Genomic DNA, 19,394 nt, shown 5'->3' with positions numbered 1-19,394 from the left:
TTTGACTTGCTCATAATTTTAAATCGAAATTGATTCAGGGTTCTTTATAAAAAGACCCGTGTTTCACGCTTGGCTTTTGTTCAGTTTTCAAAGAGCTGACTGTCCGATTTTCGACTGCAAAATGCGCTGTCGTTAATCGGTGTTTTTTGTTTGTCGTTGTCTTAACAGCGACTTTTATAGAATATCATCTGCAAGCCTGACTGTCAACGACTTTTTTCGTTATTTTTTCGAAGTGTTTCGAAAGAAATATCCCGCCGCTTCCGTAGCGACGAGATATAATATACCATGTACTAAAAAGAAGTGTCAATACTATTTCAGTTTTAATTTTTAAATTGATATGTTCTATGAAAAATACCTTTTCCTTTCGTTTCATTGCGAACGACTTGTACGTATTCTTTCTCAATTAAATGCTCGATCATTGCCCCAAGATCTACTTTATAATCTTCCATCTCAGGATGCTCCATTAAATCAAAGAATGACCAGGCATCTGTTTTTGTCTGCATGATGTCTTTTAGGTGGCGAGATCCTAGTTCTGTCTTTAGTGACATGGAGAACTCGTTAGCTAGTATTAATAGTTCAATCCTTTTATTAATCGGCTCATCACTTGAAGTGAGTTCTTCATATAACTTGTAGATCTCTGGTTCAATTTGTTTCACTTGATTCCAGACAGTTACTTCTGGATAAAAACCATGTTCAATGACCGACAACCTTGCCAGGTGATGAAGTGCATGGATGATGTTATTGTATGCATCTAAGAAGTGCCCAGCATAATATAATTCTTTTCCATCTGAAAAACGACGCACGAGCTTAGCGAACTCTATTCCAATCTTCTTTTTCCGTTCAGCAATCGGGAAGTCATTAATTCTTGTTTTGAGTGATTCAACAAACTCATTTCGATCGAATAGAACTTTCCCATTCACAACCCAATCTACGACACGTCGATGGGACCCAAGCATTAACCACTCGTTTAATTGTTGAAGATTAACGACATGAAGAGCTGCCTTCTTGTCTTCAAATTCATAATGTTTAACCTGCCATGGTGATTCCGCCATTTCGACAATAATAAACAAAATGACATCAAAGTGGTCCGTTGAAGGACTAAACGCCTTATGTTTCTCAACTAACAAAACTCCCAAGGTTTCTTCGCGACTCGCTCTTTCTTGATATAGTGGGCGTAATATATCTTCCATCTTACAATCATCTCCTGTATGAATATCCGGTTCTCCCTGCTTAACACTATTCCATATCATTGCATGTTTTCCTTTTACAATATGAAAAGTTAAAAGAATGTTCATGATTTCAAAATACTTATTTGCTATACTGTGTGCAGGAGGAATGTATATTATGGCTTTAAAATATACAAGTAAAATAAATAAAATCAGGACCTTTGCACTAAGTCTTGTGTTTATCGGCATCGTCATTATGTATCTAGGACTATACTTCAAGGCAAGCTTTACCGTAATGACCATATTCATGTTGGTCGGATTTCTTGCAACTTTATCAAGTGCAGCGGTTTATATTTGGATTGGTATGTTATCTACAAAGGCTGTCCAAGTTGAATGCCCAAATTGCCACAAGGTCACAAAGGTACTAGGCCGAGTTGATGCTTGCATGTTCTGTAAACAACCCTTGACTATGGACCCTTCCCTTGAAGGAATTGAGTTTGATGAAAAATATAACCAGAAGAAACAACCAAAAGAAGAGGGCTAAGTCCTAGCATATGGTTAAAGCAAATGAGAGCTCGGAATGTTGAAGTCAGACATTCCGAGCTTTTTTCTTATTCGGAATTGACCGACGGTGCACCGAATTATAAATAAACATAAAGAAAACACATGGTAATTTCATCGGAAAATACCATGTGCTTTACTTATTATCGATCTGTTTGTGAGTTGGTCGCAACTTAATGAACGTTTTGACAATCAGGACAAGTACCGTATACTTCCATGCGGTGGTTATTCACTCTGAACCCAGTTACGTGTTCAGCAACATTTTCAACTTCGTCCAATCCTGGATACGAAAAGTCAACAATCTTACCGCACTTTTCACAAATCACATGGTAGTGATCGGTTGTGACACAATCGAATCGACTGGATGAATCACCATAGGTAAGTTCTTTAACAAGCCCTGCGTTTTTAAATACTCGTAAGTTGTTATAAACGGTCGCTACACTCATATTTGGAAATTTGCTTTCCAATGCTTTATAAATCTCATCAGCCGTTGGATGAGATAACGTTTGAATTAAATACTCTAATATCGCATGACGTTGGGGCGTTATGCGAACTCCCGCATCTTTCAACGTATCAACAGCTGTCTGTAATCGACTTTCCTCTTGTTTCATCGTCATGCACCTCTCTTCCGAAAGACATTCTTACTTTATAATATTTATAATTAGTGTACACGGAAGGGAGGATTGTTGTCAACGAGAACCCTTACTGTCGTTGACTTTACTCGCCTTCGTGAAGAACAGGCTCTGTTTGGTTCAATTGCTGATTCACGTACCTCGCCGCAACAAACAGAAAGTCTGATAAACGATTTAAGTACGAAAGAACGAGTGGATTGATCTCTTCTATTCCAACAGCTTGTCGCTCCGCTCTTCGAGAAACCGTTCTTGCTACATGTAGTGCGGAAGCTGCCTGTACACCACCAGGTAATATAAATTGTTTTAATGGTGTAAGCTTTTCATCCCATCGGTCAATCGTTTCCTCAAGATAGTTGATATCCGCTTCTTCAAGTGTCCAGCCGACCTCTTTTCCTTTAGGTGTGGCTAATTCTGCACCCACATGGAATAGAACAGTTTGTACACGGAGTAACGTTTTTTCAAAATCAACTTTCCATTCTCTATCTTGATCCTGAAGGTGACTTAACGCTAAACCAATCATCGAATTGGCTTCATCACAAGTTCCGTATGCCTCGACGCGAGGGTCATTCTTTTGAACTCTATCACCATAAACTAAGGACGTTGTACCTTTATCACCTGATTTTGTATAGATCTTCATTCTTAATACCCCCTATTTAGATCAATTTTATTCATATAGTTCCCTTCTCCTGTTTGATACACATGGAGATTCCTTTTAAACTGTTCAATTGCTCTGTCTTGATACTGTGGTGTGACACCAGAAATATGCGGAGTAATCGTCACATTCTTCATCTCCCACAATGTACTATCAGTAGGGAGCGGTTCCTCGACCATGACATCAAGTACCGCATGGGCAATTTGTTTTTCGTTCATCGCCTCGATCAATCCTTCCTGATCAACCGTTGTTCCTCTTCCAATATTGATGAATACAGCATGTTCTTGCATTTTTTCAAAGTGTTCCTTTTTCAATAGTGATTCAGTTTCTATCGTTTTCGGCAGCACGGAAACTAGAAAGTCAACACGGTCTAAAATGTCATTTAGGTCTTCCATCATTACAACTTCATCAAAATATTCCACTGAACGTCCACTTCGATTCATGCCAATCGTTTTCATGTTGAATGCTTTTGCTAGTCGAGCGATTTCGGAACCAATTGCACCTGCTCCTAGAACACCTATTGTTTTACCGTGTAGTTCATTCATTGGTATTCTTCGGCTCCATACTTTATCAGCTTGATTTTGTCTAATTTCAGCAAGGCTTCTTACGACTTGCAGCATCATTGCAATTGTATATTCGCCCATAGGTATTTGATGGATGCCTCTTGCATTCGTGACGAGAATATCACGATCAGCAATTGATTTTGCGGGCATCTTATCTAAACCTGCGGATAACACGTGTATCCATTGTAATTTGGACGCTTTTTGAATCATCTCTGAGGTTAAGTCCTCACCATATGTAAGTAATACTTCCGCTTTCGGCAAGTATTCTTCTGCCTCATCTATGTTTTTACAGAATTGAAAATTAATGTTTGGATAGTCTTTCAACAAGGTTTCTTGAATCCGGGATCGTATTTTTGCTGAAGATACAATGAACAAACTGTTCCACCTCTCATCATTTTTATATGTTTAAAAAAAGAACTGACCACTGGTTGTCAGTTCTCAGTTGTTATTTTCTGACGATTTAATCGTATCACAAAGTTCGTTAAGGTATAAAGAAAATGGCGTTGACAAAGGTCACCGCCATTCGTTGATTTACAAATTTTCTTTAATGTACGTTAAGGCTTCCTCTACGTGATCCTTCACTCTAACTTTACGCCACTCTTTAACGAGGTCCCCGTTTTTATCAATGATAAAGGTAGAACGTACAATACCCATGTATTCTTTTCCGAAATTCTTCTTCAATTGCCATACACCATATTTTTCAGCTACCGCATGATCTTCATCCGCAAGTAATAGGAAAGGAAGGTCATGTTTGTCTATAAATTTCTTATGGCGGTCAACTGGATCAGGACTCACACCTAGAATCACGGTGTTTTGGTCAGTAAATTCACTGTGATGATCCCTGAAGTCACAAGCTTCAGTTGTGCAACCTGGTGTCATATCTTTCGGATAGAAATACAAGACGACATTCTTTCCTTCAAAATCAGACAGACTTACCTTCTCTCCACTGTTTGCTTCTAGTGTAAATTCTGGTGCTTTTTCTCCTGTTTTGATTGTCATAATAAATACCCTCCCGAACAGAATTTTTCTTACTTTACCTCTGCCTTTAAGGGTACCCAATCCAATGAACGGTTACAAGTTTTTAGTCCGAATCTATGACAGTCGACAACACAAAAACTGCTGGTAACAAATATCCGACAAGGGCTTCAATGATTGAAATCCACCTACCTAGCCCAATTGGGGTGATATCTCCATAACCGACAGATAGAAGTGTGACGGCACTAAAGTAAGAAACGGCTTCCGAAAGCTGAAAGAAGGATCCGCTAATGGGTGAACTTCCTTCCATTAATACTGTAATGCCACTGATCGTCAAACTGAAATATATCGTTCCAAAACCAAAGATGATGATTATGTAAACAATAAATAGTGCCACTAAATCCTCAAATGATATGAATGTGCGTGACTTTTTATGTAAATGCCGAGGATAACGGAAAAAGGATAGAATACTTTTTTGAACAATAAATACAACTGTACCTATAATAATGACTAATAATAGAAGATCCATCTTACCCACCTCACCACAATCTATGCGAGATGATGGATAAATAGGATAAGCTTTTTATCTAAAGAACTGACCTAACATCCATTTTCATAGATGCTAAGTCAGCTCTCACATTATTTATTCTGCTATTGCTTTAATCCGTTTAATTTGTTGCTCATCGGCTTCCACAATTTCGAAGGTTACATTCCCATATTGGAATTGATCCTGAATAACGACCTCTGAAGTTTGGGACAGAATCCAACCTGCAATTGTATCAAGCTCTGTATCATCGATGTCTAATCCAAAGTACTCGTTGACATCAGCAATCAATGCTTTCCCATCCAACATCGCATGATTTGCATCCACTTTCTTGATCTGCGGTTGTTCTTCTGCATCAAATTCATCTCTGATCTCTCCGACGATTTCTTCAAGGATATCTTCAACCGTTACAATCCCAGCAGTACCTCCGTATTCATCGATTAATACCATCATATGAATCCGATCTTTTTGCATTTGGACTAGCAATTCTTTAATCGGTGTCGTTTCCAACACTTTAGAAACCGGTCTAATGAAGTCTTCCATCGGTCGGTTCTCTTTTTTTAACAATGAGTTAAACACTTCTTTAATATTGACGATTCCGATGATGCGGTCCTTATCACCCTCTGCTACAGGATATCTGGTATATTTCTCTCGGCTCATCACGTCAATATTTTCATCCATACTTTCATCTGTAAACATACAGACCATTTCAGTTCGAGGAATCATGATTTCTTTTGCCATTCGATCATCGAATTCAAAAATTTTGTTCACATAATGGAGCTCAGACTGATTGATTTCACCACTTTTGTAGCTTTCAGATAGTATGATTCTGAGTTCCTCTTCGGAATGAGCTACTTCATGATCGGTCGTTTGAGAGAAACCGAGCATTCTTATGATTAGCCGAGCAGACCCGTTTAAGGACCATATGAATGGGTACATGATTTTCGCAAACCAAATCAGTGGCCTTGCTAAAAGTAAACTGATGGTTTCCGCTTTCTGGATGGCAACCGTCTTTGGCGCCAATTCCCCTAATACGACGTGTAAAAAGGTAATCACGGAGAACGCTATGATGAATGATAACGTACTTGCGAGTGCCTCGGATATGTTGAACTGCTCAAATACAGGATGCAGTAATTCTTCGACCGTCGGTTCCCCTAACCAACCAAGACCGAGCGCGGTGATTGTGATTCCGAGCTGACAAGCCGAAAGATACCCATCCAAATTGTCGAGCACCTTACGAGCAGCTTTCGCTCGCTTGTTTCCTTCTTCAACAAGCTTATCAATTTTCGTTGATCTTACTTTTACAATTGCAAATTCTGCAGCGACGAAAAATGCGGTAGCCGCAATTAATATAGCGACAAGAATGAGATTAATAATTGCCACGGTTCGCCTTCCTTCTAAAAGAAGGCTTCACCTCCGTTATAATATAATTTACTTCTATGTTCCCTCATTACCCCTAAAACATAACATCAAATTAACTACCTGCGCCTCGATACTTCGTCACACCGACATTCCAAAGGAAAATCGAAAGTCCGAAGAAGAAAATACCCATGAATGGAGTGAGAAACGCATAGCCATACCATTCTGTTTTGTTAAGGAAGAAGGCAGCTGGATAAACACCTACGAAAGCAAACGGTAATATCCAAGTCAATACGTAGCGAATGACTTGATGGTAGATGTCTACTGGATAACGTCCGAAATTACCGATATTGTACATCATTGGCATAATGGCGGTACGACTGTCAGACCAAAAACTGACTGTCGCAAGACTAATAAAGATTCCAGCGTAAACAAGTGCTCCTCCTAGAACAAATAATAAGAACAGAATCGGATCATACCAATCGATGGTTAACCCTAAATTGTTCCCTGCATAAAACATGACGACAAGGCCAGTGATCACACCGAACATTGATTCTAATTCCATCCGTTCTAATATGACTTGAAACAAGCTATGAATCGGCCGAGTCAAAATCCGATCCAATTCTCCTTTTACGATATATCGTTCGTTAAAGTCCCAAATATTAAAGAATGTAGAGAAAAATGCGAATGGAACGAGGAAAAATCCATAAATAAAAATGATTTCATCCTTTGACCAACCACTCAATAGCTTCGTATGACCGAAAACAACTAAGATAAAGACCAGGTTCACAGCTTGAAAGAGTAAATCAGACAAGAGTTCTACAACCATATCTGAGCGGTAAGTCAATCTTGTTTTCATATATTGTCCAACATATTGCATGAAAATGGATACATAGCTCATGATTGATTACCCCCCTTGTATAACCATTTGTTTTTTTGCGAGTACCCACAAAATTTGAATAGGAATAAGTAGAATCAAACTCCAAACAAGCTGCATCATAATCGCATTGTATACTTCACTGCCGACAAATCCTTCTGAAAAGATCATACTTGGTACGTAAGAAATGTACTGGAATGGAAACCAATCCATTGCCGATTGCGCCCATCCTGGGTAAAAGCTGATTGGAAGAATCAAACCTGAGAAAAGATCAATGACGACCCGCTTCGCCCTCATTAAACCATCATTATTAAATAAGAAGAAAGTAACTATCCCAGTCATCAAGTTAATTTGCGTATTAATGATGAAGCTAAACAAGATCGAAATTCCGAAAAAGCCCCAGGTTGAAAGGTCTGCTGATAGCTTCATTGGGAAGATAAGCGAAACGATGAACATCCCTGGAACAGAGAAGAATAACAATCTGAAAATCCCTTCCCCAAGCGCCGCCATCGTTTTCATATTTAAATAATGATAAGGTCTGATTAGCTCAACGGCTACTTTACCTTCCTTAATTTCAAGTGCAATTTCTCTATCGATATTGTTAAAGTAAAACGCTCGAGCCATCCATGCGACAGCAATATATGTTGTCATCTGGACGACGGATAACCCTTCGATGTCTTCCTTTCCACCATATATTGCACTCCATAGAAAATAGTAAGCTGCAATATTAATGCTATAAATGATGATCCCACTGTAGTAATTTGTACGGTAAGCAAGCATCATCAAAAAACGGATGCGGATCATTTCAATATACTTAGCCATGAATAACGCCTTCTTCGTAAATGTTTCGAATGATCTCTTCAGTAGACGTTTCGAGTATTTTCAGGTCAAGAATTTGATGGTTCGATACGACATCTCCAATCACTTGAGAAATAACGTCTTCATCATTCGTTACATTGGCAGTCCAGCTGTTCTCATTATCACTAGGCTCCCATACGATTAGTTGACTTCCTGTCGATTCCTTTAGTTCTTTCTGAGTTTTAGGAGACTTAAAGTGAAACTTAATTTGCTTTCCTTCTCCCCAGCTTGTTTTCAATTGATTTAAGGCACCATCATAGATGATTTTCCCTTCGTCCAACATGACCACTCGCTCACATAAAGCTTCTATATCTGTTAAGTCATGTGTCGTAAGCATGATTGTCGTGTTGTACTTCTCATTTAACTCTTTCAGGAATTCCCTGATTTTCAGTTTAACAAGAACATCGAGACCAATTGTCGGCTCATCTAAAAATAGAAGGGGTGGATTATGAATGAGTGCAGCTGCCAATTCACACCTCATCCGCTGCCCGAGCGATAACTTCCTTACAGGCTTGTCTAATAACGGTGCGATATCCAGCGCTTCAATAACCATAGACATATGGCTGTTGTAATCTTCATCCGAAACGTTATAAACCTTTTTTAGGAGACGGAAGGATTCTTGAACAGCGATATCCCACCATAATTGAGACCGTTGACCGAAAACGACACCAATTGTCTTAACGAACTTCTCGCGTTCTTTATGTGGATTCATTCCATTAATAAGGACATTACCAGATGTAGGGGTAAGAATCCCCGTCAACATTTTGATGGTTGTCGACTTTCCCGCGCCATTCTCACCGATATAGCCAATCATCTCGCCTGGTTTCACATCAAGTGAGATGGAATCAACCGCTTGGTGAATTTTATAATTTCTCGTTAGCAAATCACGAAATGCCCCTTTCAGGCCAGAGCGACTTGAATACGACTTGAATTCCTTCGTTAAATTTTCAACTTTTATCATTTTATCCATATTTATGTTCCCTCCAATTACACCATTAACAGTGTATACAACTAGACCGGGTAAACACAACTCTATTGATTCCCTTATCCCTTATTATTCTGCGAATACAGAAAAACTTTGCTACAATGTACAAAGAACTGAAAATCGTGCCACACATGTACCTAGAACTGTTGGTACATAAGGAATATGAATGAACTACATTGGTGCGTAAGATTTAAGTGTACATGTGTCAGACACTTTATGTCTGGCATTTCATTATAGGAGGTTTTGTGAAATTATGAATAGAGATCGTTCGGTTGAATTATATTCTGATGCCCTCGAGCATATTGTCGGTGGGGTAAATAGTCCGTCCCGTTCATTTAAAGCAGTTGGAGGAGTAGCACCTGTCTTTATGGAGAAAGCAAAAGGTGCCCACTTCTGGGATGTAGATGGCAACAAATATATCGACTACCTCGCAGCATACGGTCCAATTATTACAGGACATGCTCATCCGCATATTACAAAAGCAATCACAAATGCTGCTGAAAGCGGAGTACTTTACGGTACGCCTACTCGGTTAGAAAACCAATTTGCAAAAATGCTGAAAGATGCAATGCCTGCCATGGAAAAAGTCCGCTTCGTCAATTCTGGAACAGAAGCCGTCATGACGACGATCCGTGTTGCCCGAGCATACACAGGCCGAGACAAAATCATTAAATTTGCAGGCTGCTACCACGGCCATTCAGATCTAGTACTCGTTGCAGCTGGATCAGGCCCATCTACATTAGGCACACCAGACTCCGCTGGCGTTCCGAAAAGTATCGCCCAGGAAGTGATTACTGTCCCCTTCAATGATGTTGATGCTTTTAAACAAGCGATGGATACGTTCGGCGATGAAGTTGCCGGCATTCTCGTCGAGCCGATCGTCGGGAACTTCGGAATCGTCGAGCCGAAACCCGGTTTCCTGGAAGCGGTAAACGACATCGCTCATGATGCAGGCGCGCTCGTCATTTATGATGAAGTCATCACTGCTTTCCGTTTCATGTATGGCGGGGCTCAGAACCTGCTGAACGTTGAACCGGATATGACTGCACTCGGTAAAATCATCGGTGGTGGTCTTCCAATCGGTGCGTACGGCGGTAAAAAAGACATCATGGAAAAAGTCGCACCACTCGGTCCAGCCTATCAAGCGGGAACGATGGCTGGTAATCCAGCTTCCATCTCAGCAGGTATCGCTTGTCTTGAAGTCCTTCAACAAGAAGGGGTTTATGAGCAGCTTGACCGTCTTGGTGAAAAGCTTGAAACCAGCATCCGTCAGTTGGCCGAAAAATACTCCGTACCACTTTCGCTAAACCGTTTGAAAGGCGCACTGACTCTGTATTTCGGTTCAGACGAAGTTGTCACGAATTATGAGCAAGCGGAACGAAGTGACGGAGAAATGTTTGCTCGTTTCTTCAATCTAATGCTGGATCAGGGCATCAACCTTGCGCCTTCGAAATATGAAGCCTGGTTCCTGACGACTGCTCATACAGAAGAGGACATTGATCAAACACTTCAAGCAGTAGAGCACGCTTTTAAAAACCTATAAATTCAACAAGGAGGTTGACCCAACACGCTTGGGTCAATCTTTTTTCGTTCTGTTCATTTCAGCTGTTTTTCTGTTCATTTCACTCCGTATTCTGGTCATTCTGGTGGTTTATTACATCATTCATGACCAAAGACCTACATTACATTGCATACACAAACCCGATTTACGCACCTGTCTTTGAATCCTGGTTATAAGAAGGCTCCTCTGTTGATTCTACACTTGGCTTCTTTTCCTTGGACAACACCCATCCACCGACCGCAATCAATATCAAAACCCCATAGAACGTCATTTTCCAGGCTGGTGACTTCGCGAAACCTTCTTCAATAAACGCAAGTTCCGGGTGGGTCAACGTGTATACGGCCAGCTTCACCCCTACCCAACCCACAATGAGAAAGGCTGCAATTTCAAGCTTCGGACGAGATTCGAGAACTTTTACAAATAAGTTCGCCGCAAATCGCATGATGACCAATCCGATCAGTCCGCCGAAAAAGATGACAAGGAATTTCCCTCCATCAAGTCCACCGATGTTCGGTAAGTTCGTATTCGGAAGTGTAACCGCTAGTGCGACCGCCGCTAATATCGAGTCTACTGCAAATGCAATGTCCGCCAACTCGACTTTCAAAACGGTACCCCAAAATCCAGATGCCTTCTTTTTAGATTTGACCTTCCCTTGTTTCCCGACCTTTTTGACCATCACTTTTCTAAAAATGTGGTTTAAGGCGATAAAGAGGAGATAAACGGCTCCAATCGCTTGCACTTGCCAAACGTTCACTAGAAATGAAATGGCGAAGAGTGAGCCGAAACGAAAGACGAACGCTCCTAACAATCCATAAAACAATGCCTTCTTGCGCTGCTCTTCTGGTAAATGTTTTACCATGATCGCTAAGACGAGAGCGTTATCTGCTGCAAGGAGTCCTTCCAATGCAATCAAGACCAAAAGAATCCAACCGTATTCCATGAGCACAGTAACTTCCATCTGTATTTCCTCCTATTTTTCAGCTCACGTCACTTCACAAAAAAATGACCCTTACCCATTAGGTAAAGGTCATCAGAACATAAATAAAGACCTTTACCAACCGTACGGTAAAGGTCTTGCTAACAACACGATGTGCTGCCACTGGAACCGAGAGCATCAGCTCTGGAATGACGACTCCAATGTAAAAGCTACTCCCCTTTAGGAGCTATATTGTTAGACTTATTTTATCCCCTTTTCATAGAATTGTAAATAGGTTTACATCTTCGTGTAGGAATTATTTTAAGTATTGATTTCTAGGAAGATTGGGTGTATAGTACGTTCATTATCATTCTCAAATGAGAAAGGATTTTGCATTTAAAATGAAATTCGGTGCTCGCATTATAAAGACTGGAGTCGCAATTTCACTAGCTTTATATATTACGATGTGGTTGAATCTCGATTCAGCTTCATTTGCTGCAATTGCTGCATTATTTGCCATACAACCTACGATTTATCGTTCTTACCAAACGATCATTGAACAGATCCAATCAAATTTGATAGGAGCGACACTTGCCATTATTGCCGTACAGACATTAGGAAATGCCCCTATTGTAATCGGTTTAGTCAGTGTAATGATCATTGCGATTAACATTAAACTAAAAATCGAAACAACGATCCCACTCGCAATTGTAACTGTAATTGTCCTTATGGTTAATCCAGGAGATAATTATGTAACATTTGCAATCACCCGATTTTCCGTGATCATGATCGGTGTATTCTGTGCGTTTCTCGTAAATTTAGCGTTTCTACCACCTAAGTATGAAACGCGACTTTATCATAAAAACGTGAAAAATATGGAGCAAATTGCGCAGTGGATTCGACTCGCTACACGAAATGATGCAGAACGGAAAATTTTAAAAGAAGATTTAATGAAAATTAATGAAAGTATGATTAAAGCCGATAACTACTATTTGATGTTTAAAGAGGAAAGAAGTTATTTTAAGGGTTCTGAATATACGAAACATCGAAAGCTTGTTCTATTCAGAAATATGCTTTCTACGACTTCAAAAGCGCTGGCAATCTTGAAAAGTCTTGATCAACACGATCATAAAATATATCAAATGCCAGAAACGATACAAGTATTGATTCAAGATCAACTGGACCACCTAACAAACTACCACCAACGAATTTTGATGAAATATATTGGAAAAGTACGCTATCAATCACCGGATGAGGTCGTCAATCAACTTGGAGAAGATGAAAAAGAATTGACCGAGTACTTTATGGAGCTCTATGATCACAAACAAGTTGAACGTGATCAATGGATGAATGTCTTCCCGTTAATTGGATTGATCATCGATTATAATCATCACCTGATTCATTTAGATAAATTAGTAGAGAGCTTTCACACCTACCATACAGCAGATAATGAAGTTAGCATTAGAGATGCCTTCCCACAAGATGAATAGAATAAAGAGGTAAATATGAAAAATGACACGCTTTCCTGTTCTAAGTTCAGGGAAGGTGTCTTTTTATTTGGCTTTCGCACAATTTGAATGTAATTGTTCCATTTTATGAAGGAATCTCACAATTCCCTCTCGTAATCTCGACATTCTTGCTCTTAATCTCGACATTTCAGCCCATAATCTCGACATTTCAGCCCATAATCTCGACATTTCAGCCCATAATCTCGACATTTCAGCCCATAATCTTGACATTTTAGTAATATAGTCCCGTTATTTCTCCAAAATAAAAAGGACTGCCTCCATCGGCAGTCCTTTCTGCATTCATTAGCTTTTCATTTTCGGATCGAGCGCATCTCTCAATCCGTCACCCATTAGGTTGAAACCGAGTACGGTCAACATAATGGCTAGACCCGGGAAGATCATCGTCCATGGTGCATCGGTAATGTAAGACCGTGCATCTGCAAGCATTGTTCCCCATTCTGGCGTTGGCGCTTTCGCACCTAGGCCAAGGAATCCAAGTGCCGCTGTTTCGATGATTGCAGTCGCAATCAACAATGTTCCTTGTACGATAATTGGAGCAAAACTATTCGGTAAAATATGCGAGAATAAAATTCTTCTATCCTTCATACCAACCGCTTTTGCTGCCATTATATATTCTTCCTCTTTAATACTCAAAACCTTCGACCGGACTAGACGCCCGAAATTGGGAACGTTGATAATTGCAATCGCAATCAACGCATTTTTCAGTGAAGGTCCTAATACCGCAACAATCGCAATCGCAAGTAAGATACTTGGGAAAGCAAGCAAGATATCAAAAATACGTGAAATAATCGTATCAACCCATCTTCCGTAATAACCAGCTACTATTCCAAGTGTAGATCCTATAATTACTGAACCGAGTACAGCAAAGAATCCGACTGTTAAGGAAATTCTAGAACCATAGATGATCCGACTCAATACATCTCGACCGAAATCATCTGTACCAAACCAATATTCTGAAGAAGGTGCTTCAAGTTTCGCATAGTCACCTGATGAAATCTTTTGATCATTGATTCCCTCAGGTGCAATGAGCGGAGCAAATATAGCTAAAAATACGAAGAAACCTACAAGCCCTAGCCCTACCAGTGCCAACTTGTTTTTGCGAAAATTCTTCCAGGCATCTCTCCATGGCGAAGCAGGCTTTTCTTCTTGCTGCTTTGGCTCTAATGGATTTTCATTTCGTGCAAGTTCCGCCATAATGTTCTCTCTCCTTTTACTAACATCCGTCCAAAATGTCACCGTCTATCATACGGATTTATTTTGAACATCAACTATTATTGATATTTAATTCTAGGATCGATTGCCGCATATAAGAGATCCACTAGAAGGTTTATCGTGACAAAAACTAACGCTATAATCAGAATGCCAGATTGAATAACTGGGTAGTCACGGAATCCAATCGCATCATAGATGTAACGACCGATTCCAGGCCAACTAAATATCGTCTCTGTTAAGATCGCACCACCAAGTAGGAGTCCCATTTGTAAACCGATAACAGTTAATACAGGGATGAATGCGTTTTTCAATGAGTGTTTATAAACAACCCAGAACATACGCAGTCCTTTGGCACGTGCTGTCCGGATATAGTCAGACCGCATGACTTCCAGCATACTGGAACGTGTCATTCTAGCGATAATAGCCATTGGTATAGTTGCCAATGCAACTCCTGGTAATGTCAAATGTTTAAATACTGTTTGTAGTTGATCAAATCTCCCCTGTATGATCGTATCAATCACATACAGATTCGTTATTGAATTGACTGGATCTAAGATACTCTCTCTACCAGACGTAGGGAAGATTCTCCACTCTACGGCAAGCGCCCATTGCTCCATCAATCCTAACCAGAATATTGGCATGGAGACACCGATTAAAGCAAGTAGCATAGCTACATAGTCAAACCAAGAGTTTTGGAACCATGCACTAATAATCCCTGCATTGACACCGATAAATACTGCAATGAACATTGCGAAGAGTGAAAGCTCTAATGTTGCAGCAAAATAAGGCCAAATTTCTTCACTAATCGGGGCATGCGTTCGAATAGAATTTCCGAGATCCCCAGTTAGTAGATCCTTCATATAAATAAAGTATTGTACATACCATGGTTCATCAAGACCAAGCGTATCTCTAAGTTGAGCAACTGCTTGCTGGGAAGCTTGTTGTCCAAGGATGATTTGTGCTGGGTCTCCAGGAATGGCACGAATCAAGAAAAACACGATCAGTGACATACCAATTAGAACGGGTATGAGCATTAAGATTCTTCGTATCGTATAAGCAAACACCTTTATCTCACCTCTTCAGCATACTGGCTTAATTTGTTAGTCATAGCTGCTTATACACTGGATAAGCCAATGCTATACAAACCGCATTGTTATGATTGCTACTAACAACTCATTAGTATTAAAATAAAAATCCGGTTCACATACGTATTTATTTCAGAACAAGAAAACTCGGTAACCCTCGCTCACTTATACTGAATTTGTATACCTCTGCCCTACATAAATAGCAACCATTTGAAAATGAAAAGGGGAGCTATTCACCCCCCTACTTCATTCTTACTTTAAAGAAACATTTGTTAGCTTATCAGAACCAGTTGGATGTGGCTTGAATCCTTCTACGTTCTTCATTCCTGCAAGAGCTGGTTTAGAGTGAACAAGTGGAACCCAAGGTGATTCTTCGTGTAGGATCACTTGTGCTTCTTTATAAAGTTCTGCACGCTTTTCTTTTTCAGGAGTTGATTGAGCTTCAACTAGAATTTCGTGTAGCTCATCATTTGCAAAGCGTGAGTAGTTGTTTGAATCGATCGTGTCTTTATCAAGCAACGTGTAAAGGAAGTTATCAGCATCTCCGTTGTCCCCAGTCCAACCTAGTAGGAACATCGGTGCTTCACCTTTTTGTGCTTTTTCTAGGTAAGTACCCCACTCGAATGAAACGATTTCAGCGTCAACACCGATTTTTGCAAAGTTAGAAGCGATTGCTTCAGCAGCTTTCTTACCGTTAGGCATGTATGGACGTGGTACTGGCATAGCCCATAGTTCAGTTTTGAATCCGTCAGGATATCCTGCTTCAGCTAATAATTGCTTCGCTTTCTCTAGGTCAAATGGATATGCATCAATTTCATCATTGTATCCATCGATTACTGGAGGCATTGGGTTCTTTGCAGGCTCAGCTTGTCCTTCATAGAACGCTTTAATAAGTGATTCTTTATCTACAGCATGGTTCAATGCTTGACGTACTTTCTTGTTCGTGAATGGCTCCATTTCTGTATTGAAACCAAGGTAACCAACGTTCATAGATGGACGGAAGAAAGTTTGAAGATCGCTATTGTCTTCAATCTCAGCAACATCACTCGGATTCACACCATCCATTAAGTGAATTTCACCAGTCTTCAATGCATTCAGACGGTTTGAGTTATCTGGAATTGCTCGGAAGATAACTTTATCAAGCTTTGGTAGTCCTTCTTTCCAGTATTCTTCATTCTTTTCAAGAGTAATGCGGTCATTACGCTTCCAACTTACAAACTTGAATGGTCCAGTTCCTACAGGTTCTGTTTCAAGTTTATCGAACTCACCTGGTGCACCAATTGAGAACGGCGTCATTGCTAAGTTCTTCAAGAAAGGCGCTTGAGGGCGGTTCAATGTGAATACAACAGTATTCTCATCTTTTGCTTCAACACTTTTAATTACGTGTCCTTCGTCTCCTTTAAATCCACCAAACATTGACGCGTAGTAAGCGTACTTACCAGAGTCTCCGCTTGTCATCCAACGCTCGAAGTTTTTGACAACTGCATCAGCAGTGAAATCTTCGCCATTGTGGAACTTTACGCCTTCACGTAGCATGAAAGTGTAAGTCAATCCATCATCAGAAATTTCCCAGTCTTCAGCAAGTGAAGGGTTTACATCAGTGTCTTGCTCACCATATTCTACTAGCGTGTCATAAACGTTCTTAATGACTTTGAATGATTCTCCATCAGTAACTGTTGCAGGATCAAGTCCTACTGAGTCACCACCACGGCCAAATACTAATGCTTGTGCCTTATCTTTGTCATCGTCTCCTCCTGAACTGCTACACCCTACGAGGGCAACAGACAAGAGCATGATAGTGGCTAGTGCGATTAAGAAACCTTTTTTCATCATATACTCCCCCTACTTGTAAATTTTTTATATGGACTTGTCTTCCTCATAAAGGTGACAAGCTACATAATGATCTTGTTCGATCTCTTGGAACTTTGGAACAACCTTTTTACAAACATCCATAGCTTCAGGACATCTCGTATGGAACGGGCAGCCAGATGGCGGATTGGATGGACTTGGTACATCACCTTCCAACATGACCCGATCCTTCTTGTAATCAACATCCGGAATAGGTACAGCAGATAACAATGCTTGCGTATATGGATGTAGTGGTTTTTCATATAGCTTTTCACTGTTTGCTAATTCGACAAGTCTGCCAAGGTACATAACGCCTACCCGATCACTTATGTGTCGGACAACACCAAGATCATGTGCAATGAACAGAAATGTTAAGTCGAATTCCTTTTGGAGGTCTTGCATGAGGTTTAATACTTGTGCCTGTACAGAAACATCCAAAGCGGAAACAGGTTCATCAGCTATGATTAACTTTGGCCTAACGGCTAGGGCTCTTGCGATACCAATACGTTGACGCTGGCCTCCACTAAATTGGTGAGGATAACGCTTTGCATGGTAAGCGCTAAGGCCAACAGTTTCTAGGAGTTCACGGACTCGGTCTTTTCGTTTCTTGCTATCTTTTTCAATCCCGTGAACAATCATCGGTTCTTCAATAATTTTCTCAACTGTATGTCTTGGATTTAGTGACGCATATGGATCTTGGAAAACCATTTGAATATCGCGTCTCATTTTCCTCATTTCAGAGCTTGATAATTTCGTGAGTTCTTTTCCATTGAAATGAACTTCACCTTCTGTAGGTTCAAGTAATCGTAGTAACATGCGTCCAGTTGTGGATTTTCCGCAACCGCTTTCACCTACGAGGCCAAGCGTTTCGCCTTCTCTAACTGAGAAGGATACACCATCAACCGCTTTAACTGATCCTACTTGTTTTCCGAACACACCACCGGTGATCGGAAAATGTTTTTTCAAACCTTTAACATCTAATAATGGCTGTGACATTTTCTTGACCCCTTCCTAGCTGTTATGGAGCCAGCAACGAACCCGGCTTCCATCTTCTTGATTTTCTAGTTCTGGTGTTTCAGAGAAACAGCGGTCAAAAGCATGTTCACAACGTGGTGCAAACTGACATCCAGTTTTAATTGATCCTGGTTTGGGAACAGTACCAGGGATAGAATATAAACGGTCTTTCTTAGATCTCATATCAGGTACTGATTGAATCAGTCCTACGGTGTAAGGATGCTTAGGCTCCTTGAAGATGGTTGCAACACTTGCCTCTTCAATGACCTTCCCGGCATACATAACAACAATACGCTCACACATTTCTGCAACTACACCAAGATCATGCGTAATCATGATAATGGATGTATCCGTTTCTTTATTTAGCCGTTTCATCAAATCTAAAATTTGCGCTTGAATCGTTACATCAAGTGCCGTTGTTGGTTCATCTGCAATTAGTACTTCGGGCTCACAAACCATCGCCATTGCAATCATGACTCTTTGTCTCATTCCACCTGAGAGTTGATGAGGATAGCTTTCCATCAATTCATCTGCTCTAGGCAATCCAACAAGCTTCATGATCTCAATTGCGCGCTGCCTTGCCTTTTTCTTATCCCACGCATTATGCAATCGAATAGCTTCTATAAGTTGATTTCCAATTTTGTATACGGGGTTAAGTGATGTCATCGGTTCTTGGAATATCATAGCGATATCATTACCACGAATTTGTCTCATCCGCTTATCTGATGCTTTGGTCAGATCTTCACCGTGATAAAGAATTTCACCACCGACGATTTTACCTGGGGGTTTAGGTACAAGTCCCATAACTGATAGTGAAGTCACACTTTTCCCGCAGCCTGATTCTCCTACTATGCCGAGTACTTCGCCTCGGTTTACATGAAAATCAACATTGTTAACTGCTGGTATTTCACCTTCATCAGTGAAAAAATGGGTCTTTAATCCCTTAACGTCCAGCACTGGAGCATCCATTCGCCCCACCTCTCTTTCTGACTAGATATCCTGATGTTATAATTTTTACAAAATTGTTACGGTTCTGAACGTTTGTTCATAATTATGA

19 protein-coding genes are annotated in these 19,394 nt (G+C 40.3%); 3 read left to right on the top strand and 16 right to left on the bottom strand.

From position 1 onward, the window contains the following. Positions 1 to 320: 320 nt before the first annotated feature. Positions 321 to 1,190: a nucleotidyltransferase-like protein gene (locus tag L2716_RS16505; protein ID WP_236338100.1), complete on the bottom strand. Its 870-nt coding sequence runs from the start codon at positions 1,188 to 1,190 to the stop codon at positions 321 to 323. A gap of 154 nt (positions 1,191 to 1,344) precedes the next feature. On the opposite strand from L2716_RS16505, the gene L2716_RS16500 reads away from it, so the two are divergent. Then, positions 1,345 to 1,710 carry a YgzB family protein gene (locus tag L2716_RS16500; protein WP_236338099.1) on the top strand — a complete coding sequence of 122 codons (366 nt, stop codon included), beginning with the start codon at positions 1,345 to 1,347 and terminating at the stop codon, positions 1,708 to 1,710. Between the two features lie 190 nt (positions 1,711 to 1,900). Here L2716_RS16500 and perR read toward each other — a convergent pair whose 3' ends face one another. The 9 genes from perR to L2716_RS16455 form a co-directional block, all read right to left on the bottom strand. Then, a complete protein-coding gene (perR, locus tag L2716_RS16495; RefSeq protein WP_408005346.1) occupies positions 1,901 to 2,338 on the bottom strand; it encodes a peroxide-responsive transcriptional repressor PerR in 438 nt (145 codons plus the stop codon). Between the two features lie 106 nt (positions 2,339 to 2,444). Next, on the bottom strand, positions 2,445 to 2,996 hold the full coding sequence (locus L2716_RS16490) for a cob(I)yrinic acid a,c-diamide adenosyltransferase (protein ID WP_236338097.1): 552 nt from the start codon (positions 2,994 to 2,996) through the stop codon (positions 2,445 to 2,447). Between the two features lie 2 nt (positions 2,997 to 2,998). After that, a complete protein-coding gene (locus L2716_RS16485; RefSeq protein WP_236338096.1) occupies positions 2,999 to 3,949 on the bottom strand; it encodes a D-2-hydroxyacid dehydrogenase in 951 nt (316 codons plus the stop codon). Between the two features lie 156 nt (positions 3,950 to 4,105). Continuing rightward, positions 4,106 to 4,573 (bottom strand): thioredoxin-dependent thiol peroxidase, encoded by a 468-nt coding sequence (gene bcp, locus L2716_RS16480; RefSeq protein WP_236338095.1) that lies wholly within the window; start codon positions 4,571 to 4,573, stop codon positions 4,106 to 4,108. A gap of 82 nt (positions 4,574 to 4,655) precedes the next feature. Beyond that, positions 4,656 to 5,078, bottom strand: a complete 423-nt coding sequence (locus L2716_RS16475) for an ion channel (protein ID WP_236338094.1) — start codon at positions 5,076 to 5,078, stop codon at positions 4,656 to 4,658. A gap of 114 nt (positions 5,079 to 5,192) precedes the next feature. Continuing rightward, on the bottom strand, positions 5,193 to 6,476 hold the full coding sequence (locus tag L2716_RS16470; RefSeq protein WP_236338093.1) for a hemolysin family protein: 1,284 nt from the start codon (positions 6,474 to 6,476) through the stop codon (positions 5,193 to 5,195). 91 nt (positions 6,477 to 6,567) lie between these two features. Continuing rightward, positions 6,568 to 7,353, bottom strand: coding sequence for an ABC transporter permease (locus tag L2716_RS16465; protein WP_236338092.1), 786 nt, complete (start codon positions 7,351 to 7,353; stop codon positions 6,568 to 6,570). A gap of 6 nt (positions 7,354 to 7,359) precedes the next feature. Then, positions 7,360 to 8,151: an ABC transporter permease gene (locus L2716_RS16460; protein ID WP_236338091.1), complete on the bottom strand. Its 792-nt coding sequence runs from the start codon at positions 8,149 to 8,151 to the stop codon at positions 7,360 to 7,362. After that, on the bottom strand, positions 8,144 to 9,157 hold the full coding sequence (locus tag L2716_RS16455) for an ABC transporter ATP-binding protein (RefSeq protein ID WP_236338090.1): 1,014 nt from the start codon (positions 9,155 to 9,157) through the stop codon (positions 8,144 to 8,146). Before L2716_RS16455 ends, L2716_RS16460 begins: the two co-directional genes overlap by 8 nt. A gap of 268 nt (positions 9,158 to 9,425) precedes the next feature. Between L2716_RS16455 and L2716_RS16450 the strand changes: the two genes are divergently transcribed. Continuing rightward, on the top strand, positions 9,426 to 10,715 hold the full coding sequence (locus L2716_RS16450) for a glutamate-1-semialdehyde 2,1-aminomutase (protein WP_236338089.1): 1,290 nt from the start codon (positions 9,426 to 9,428) through the stop codon (positions 10,713 to 10,715). Positions 10,716 to 10,878: 163 nt separating this feature from the next. Here L2716_RS16450 and L2716_RS16445 read toward each other — a convergent pair whose 3' ends face one another. Continuing rightward, positions 10,879 to 11,691, bottom strand: coding sequence for a TerC family protein (locus L2716_RS16445; protein WP_236338088.1), 813 nt, complete (start codon positions 11,689 to 11,691; stop codon positions 10,879 to 10,881). A gap of 335 nt (positions 11,692 to 12,026) precedes the next feature. On the opposite strand from L2716_RS16445, the gene L2716_RS16440 reads away from it, so the two are divergent. Further along, positions 12,027 to 13,139: an FUSC family protein gene (locus tag L2716_RS16440; protein WP_236338087.1), complete on the top strand. Its 1,113-nt coding sequence runs from the start codon at positions 12,027 to 12,029 to the stop codon at positions 13,137 to 13,139. A 321-nt stretch (positions 13,140 to 13,460) separates the two neighbouring features. On the opposite strand, the gene L2716_RS16435 is transcribed toward L2716_RS16440, so the two are convergent. From L2716_RS16435 to L2716_RS16415, 5 genes are all read right to left on the bottom strand, one after another. Continuing rightward, the gene (locus L2716_RS16435) at positions 13,461 to 14,372 is read right to left on the bottom strand and encodes an ABC transporter permease (RefSeq protein ID WP_236338086.1); all 912 of its coding nucleotides are present in this window, start codon (positions 14,370 to 14,372) and stop codon (positions 13,461 to 13,463) included. A gap of 77 nt (positions 14,373 to 14,449) precedes the next feature. Next, positions 14,450 to 15,454, bottom strand: a complete 1,005-nt coding sequence (locus L2716_RS16430; RefSeq protein WP_236338085.1) for an ABC transporter permease — start codon at positions 15,452 to 15,454, stop codon at positions 14,450 to 14,452. 273 nt (positions 15,455 to 15,727) lie between these two features. Then, the gene (locus L2716_RS16425) at positions 15,728 to 17,305 is read right to left on the bottom strand and encodes an ABC transporter substrate-binding protein (RefSeq protein WP_236338111.1); all 1,578 of its coding nucleotides are present in this window, start codon (positions 17,303 to 17,305) and stop codon (positions 15,728 to 15,730) included. A 27-nt stretch (positions 17,306 to 17,332) separates the two neighbouring features. Then, on the bottom strand, positions 17,333 to 18,319 hold the full coding sequence (locus tag L2716_RS16420) for an ABC transporter ATP-binding protein (protein WP_236338084.1): 987 nt from the start codon (positions 18,317 to 18,319) through the stop codon (positions 17,333 to 17,335). Between the two features lie 15 nt (positions 18,320 to 18,334). Beyond that, positions 18,335 to 19,306 carry an ABC transporter ATP-binding protein gene (locus L2716_RS16415; protein WP_236338083.1) on the bottom strand — a complete coding sequence of 324 codons (972 nt, stop codon included), beginning with the start codon at positions 19,304 to 19,306 and terminating at the stop codon, positions 18,335 to 18,337. Between the last annotated feature and the right edge of the window lie 88 nt (positions 19,307 to 19,394).

Origin of the sequence: Pseudalkalibacillus berkeleyi (genome assembly GCF_021608225.1) — a bacterium.
Taxonomy (GTDB): Bacteria; Bacillota; Bacilli; order Bacillales; family Fictibacillaceae; genus Pseudalkalibacillus; species Pseudalkalibacillus berkeleyi.
This window is presented reverse-complemented; position numbering and strand designations above follow the sequence as displayed.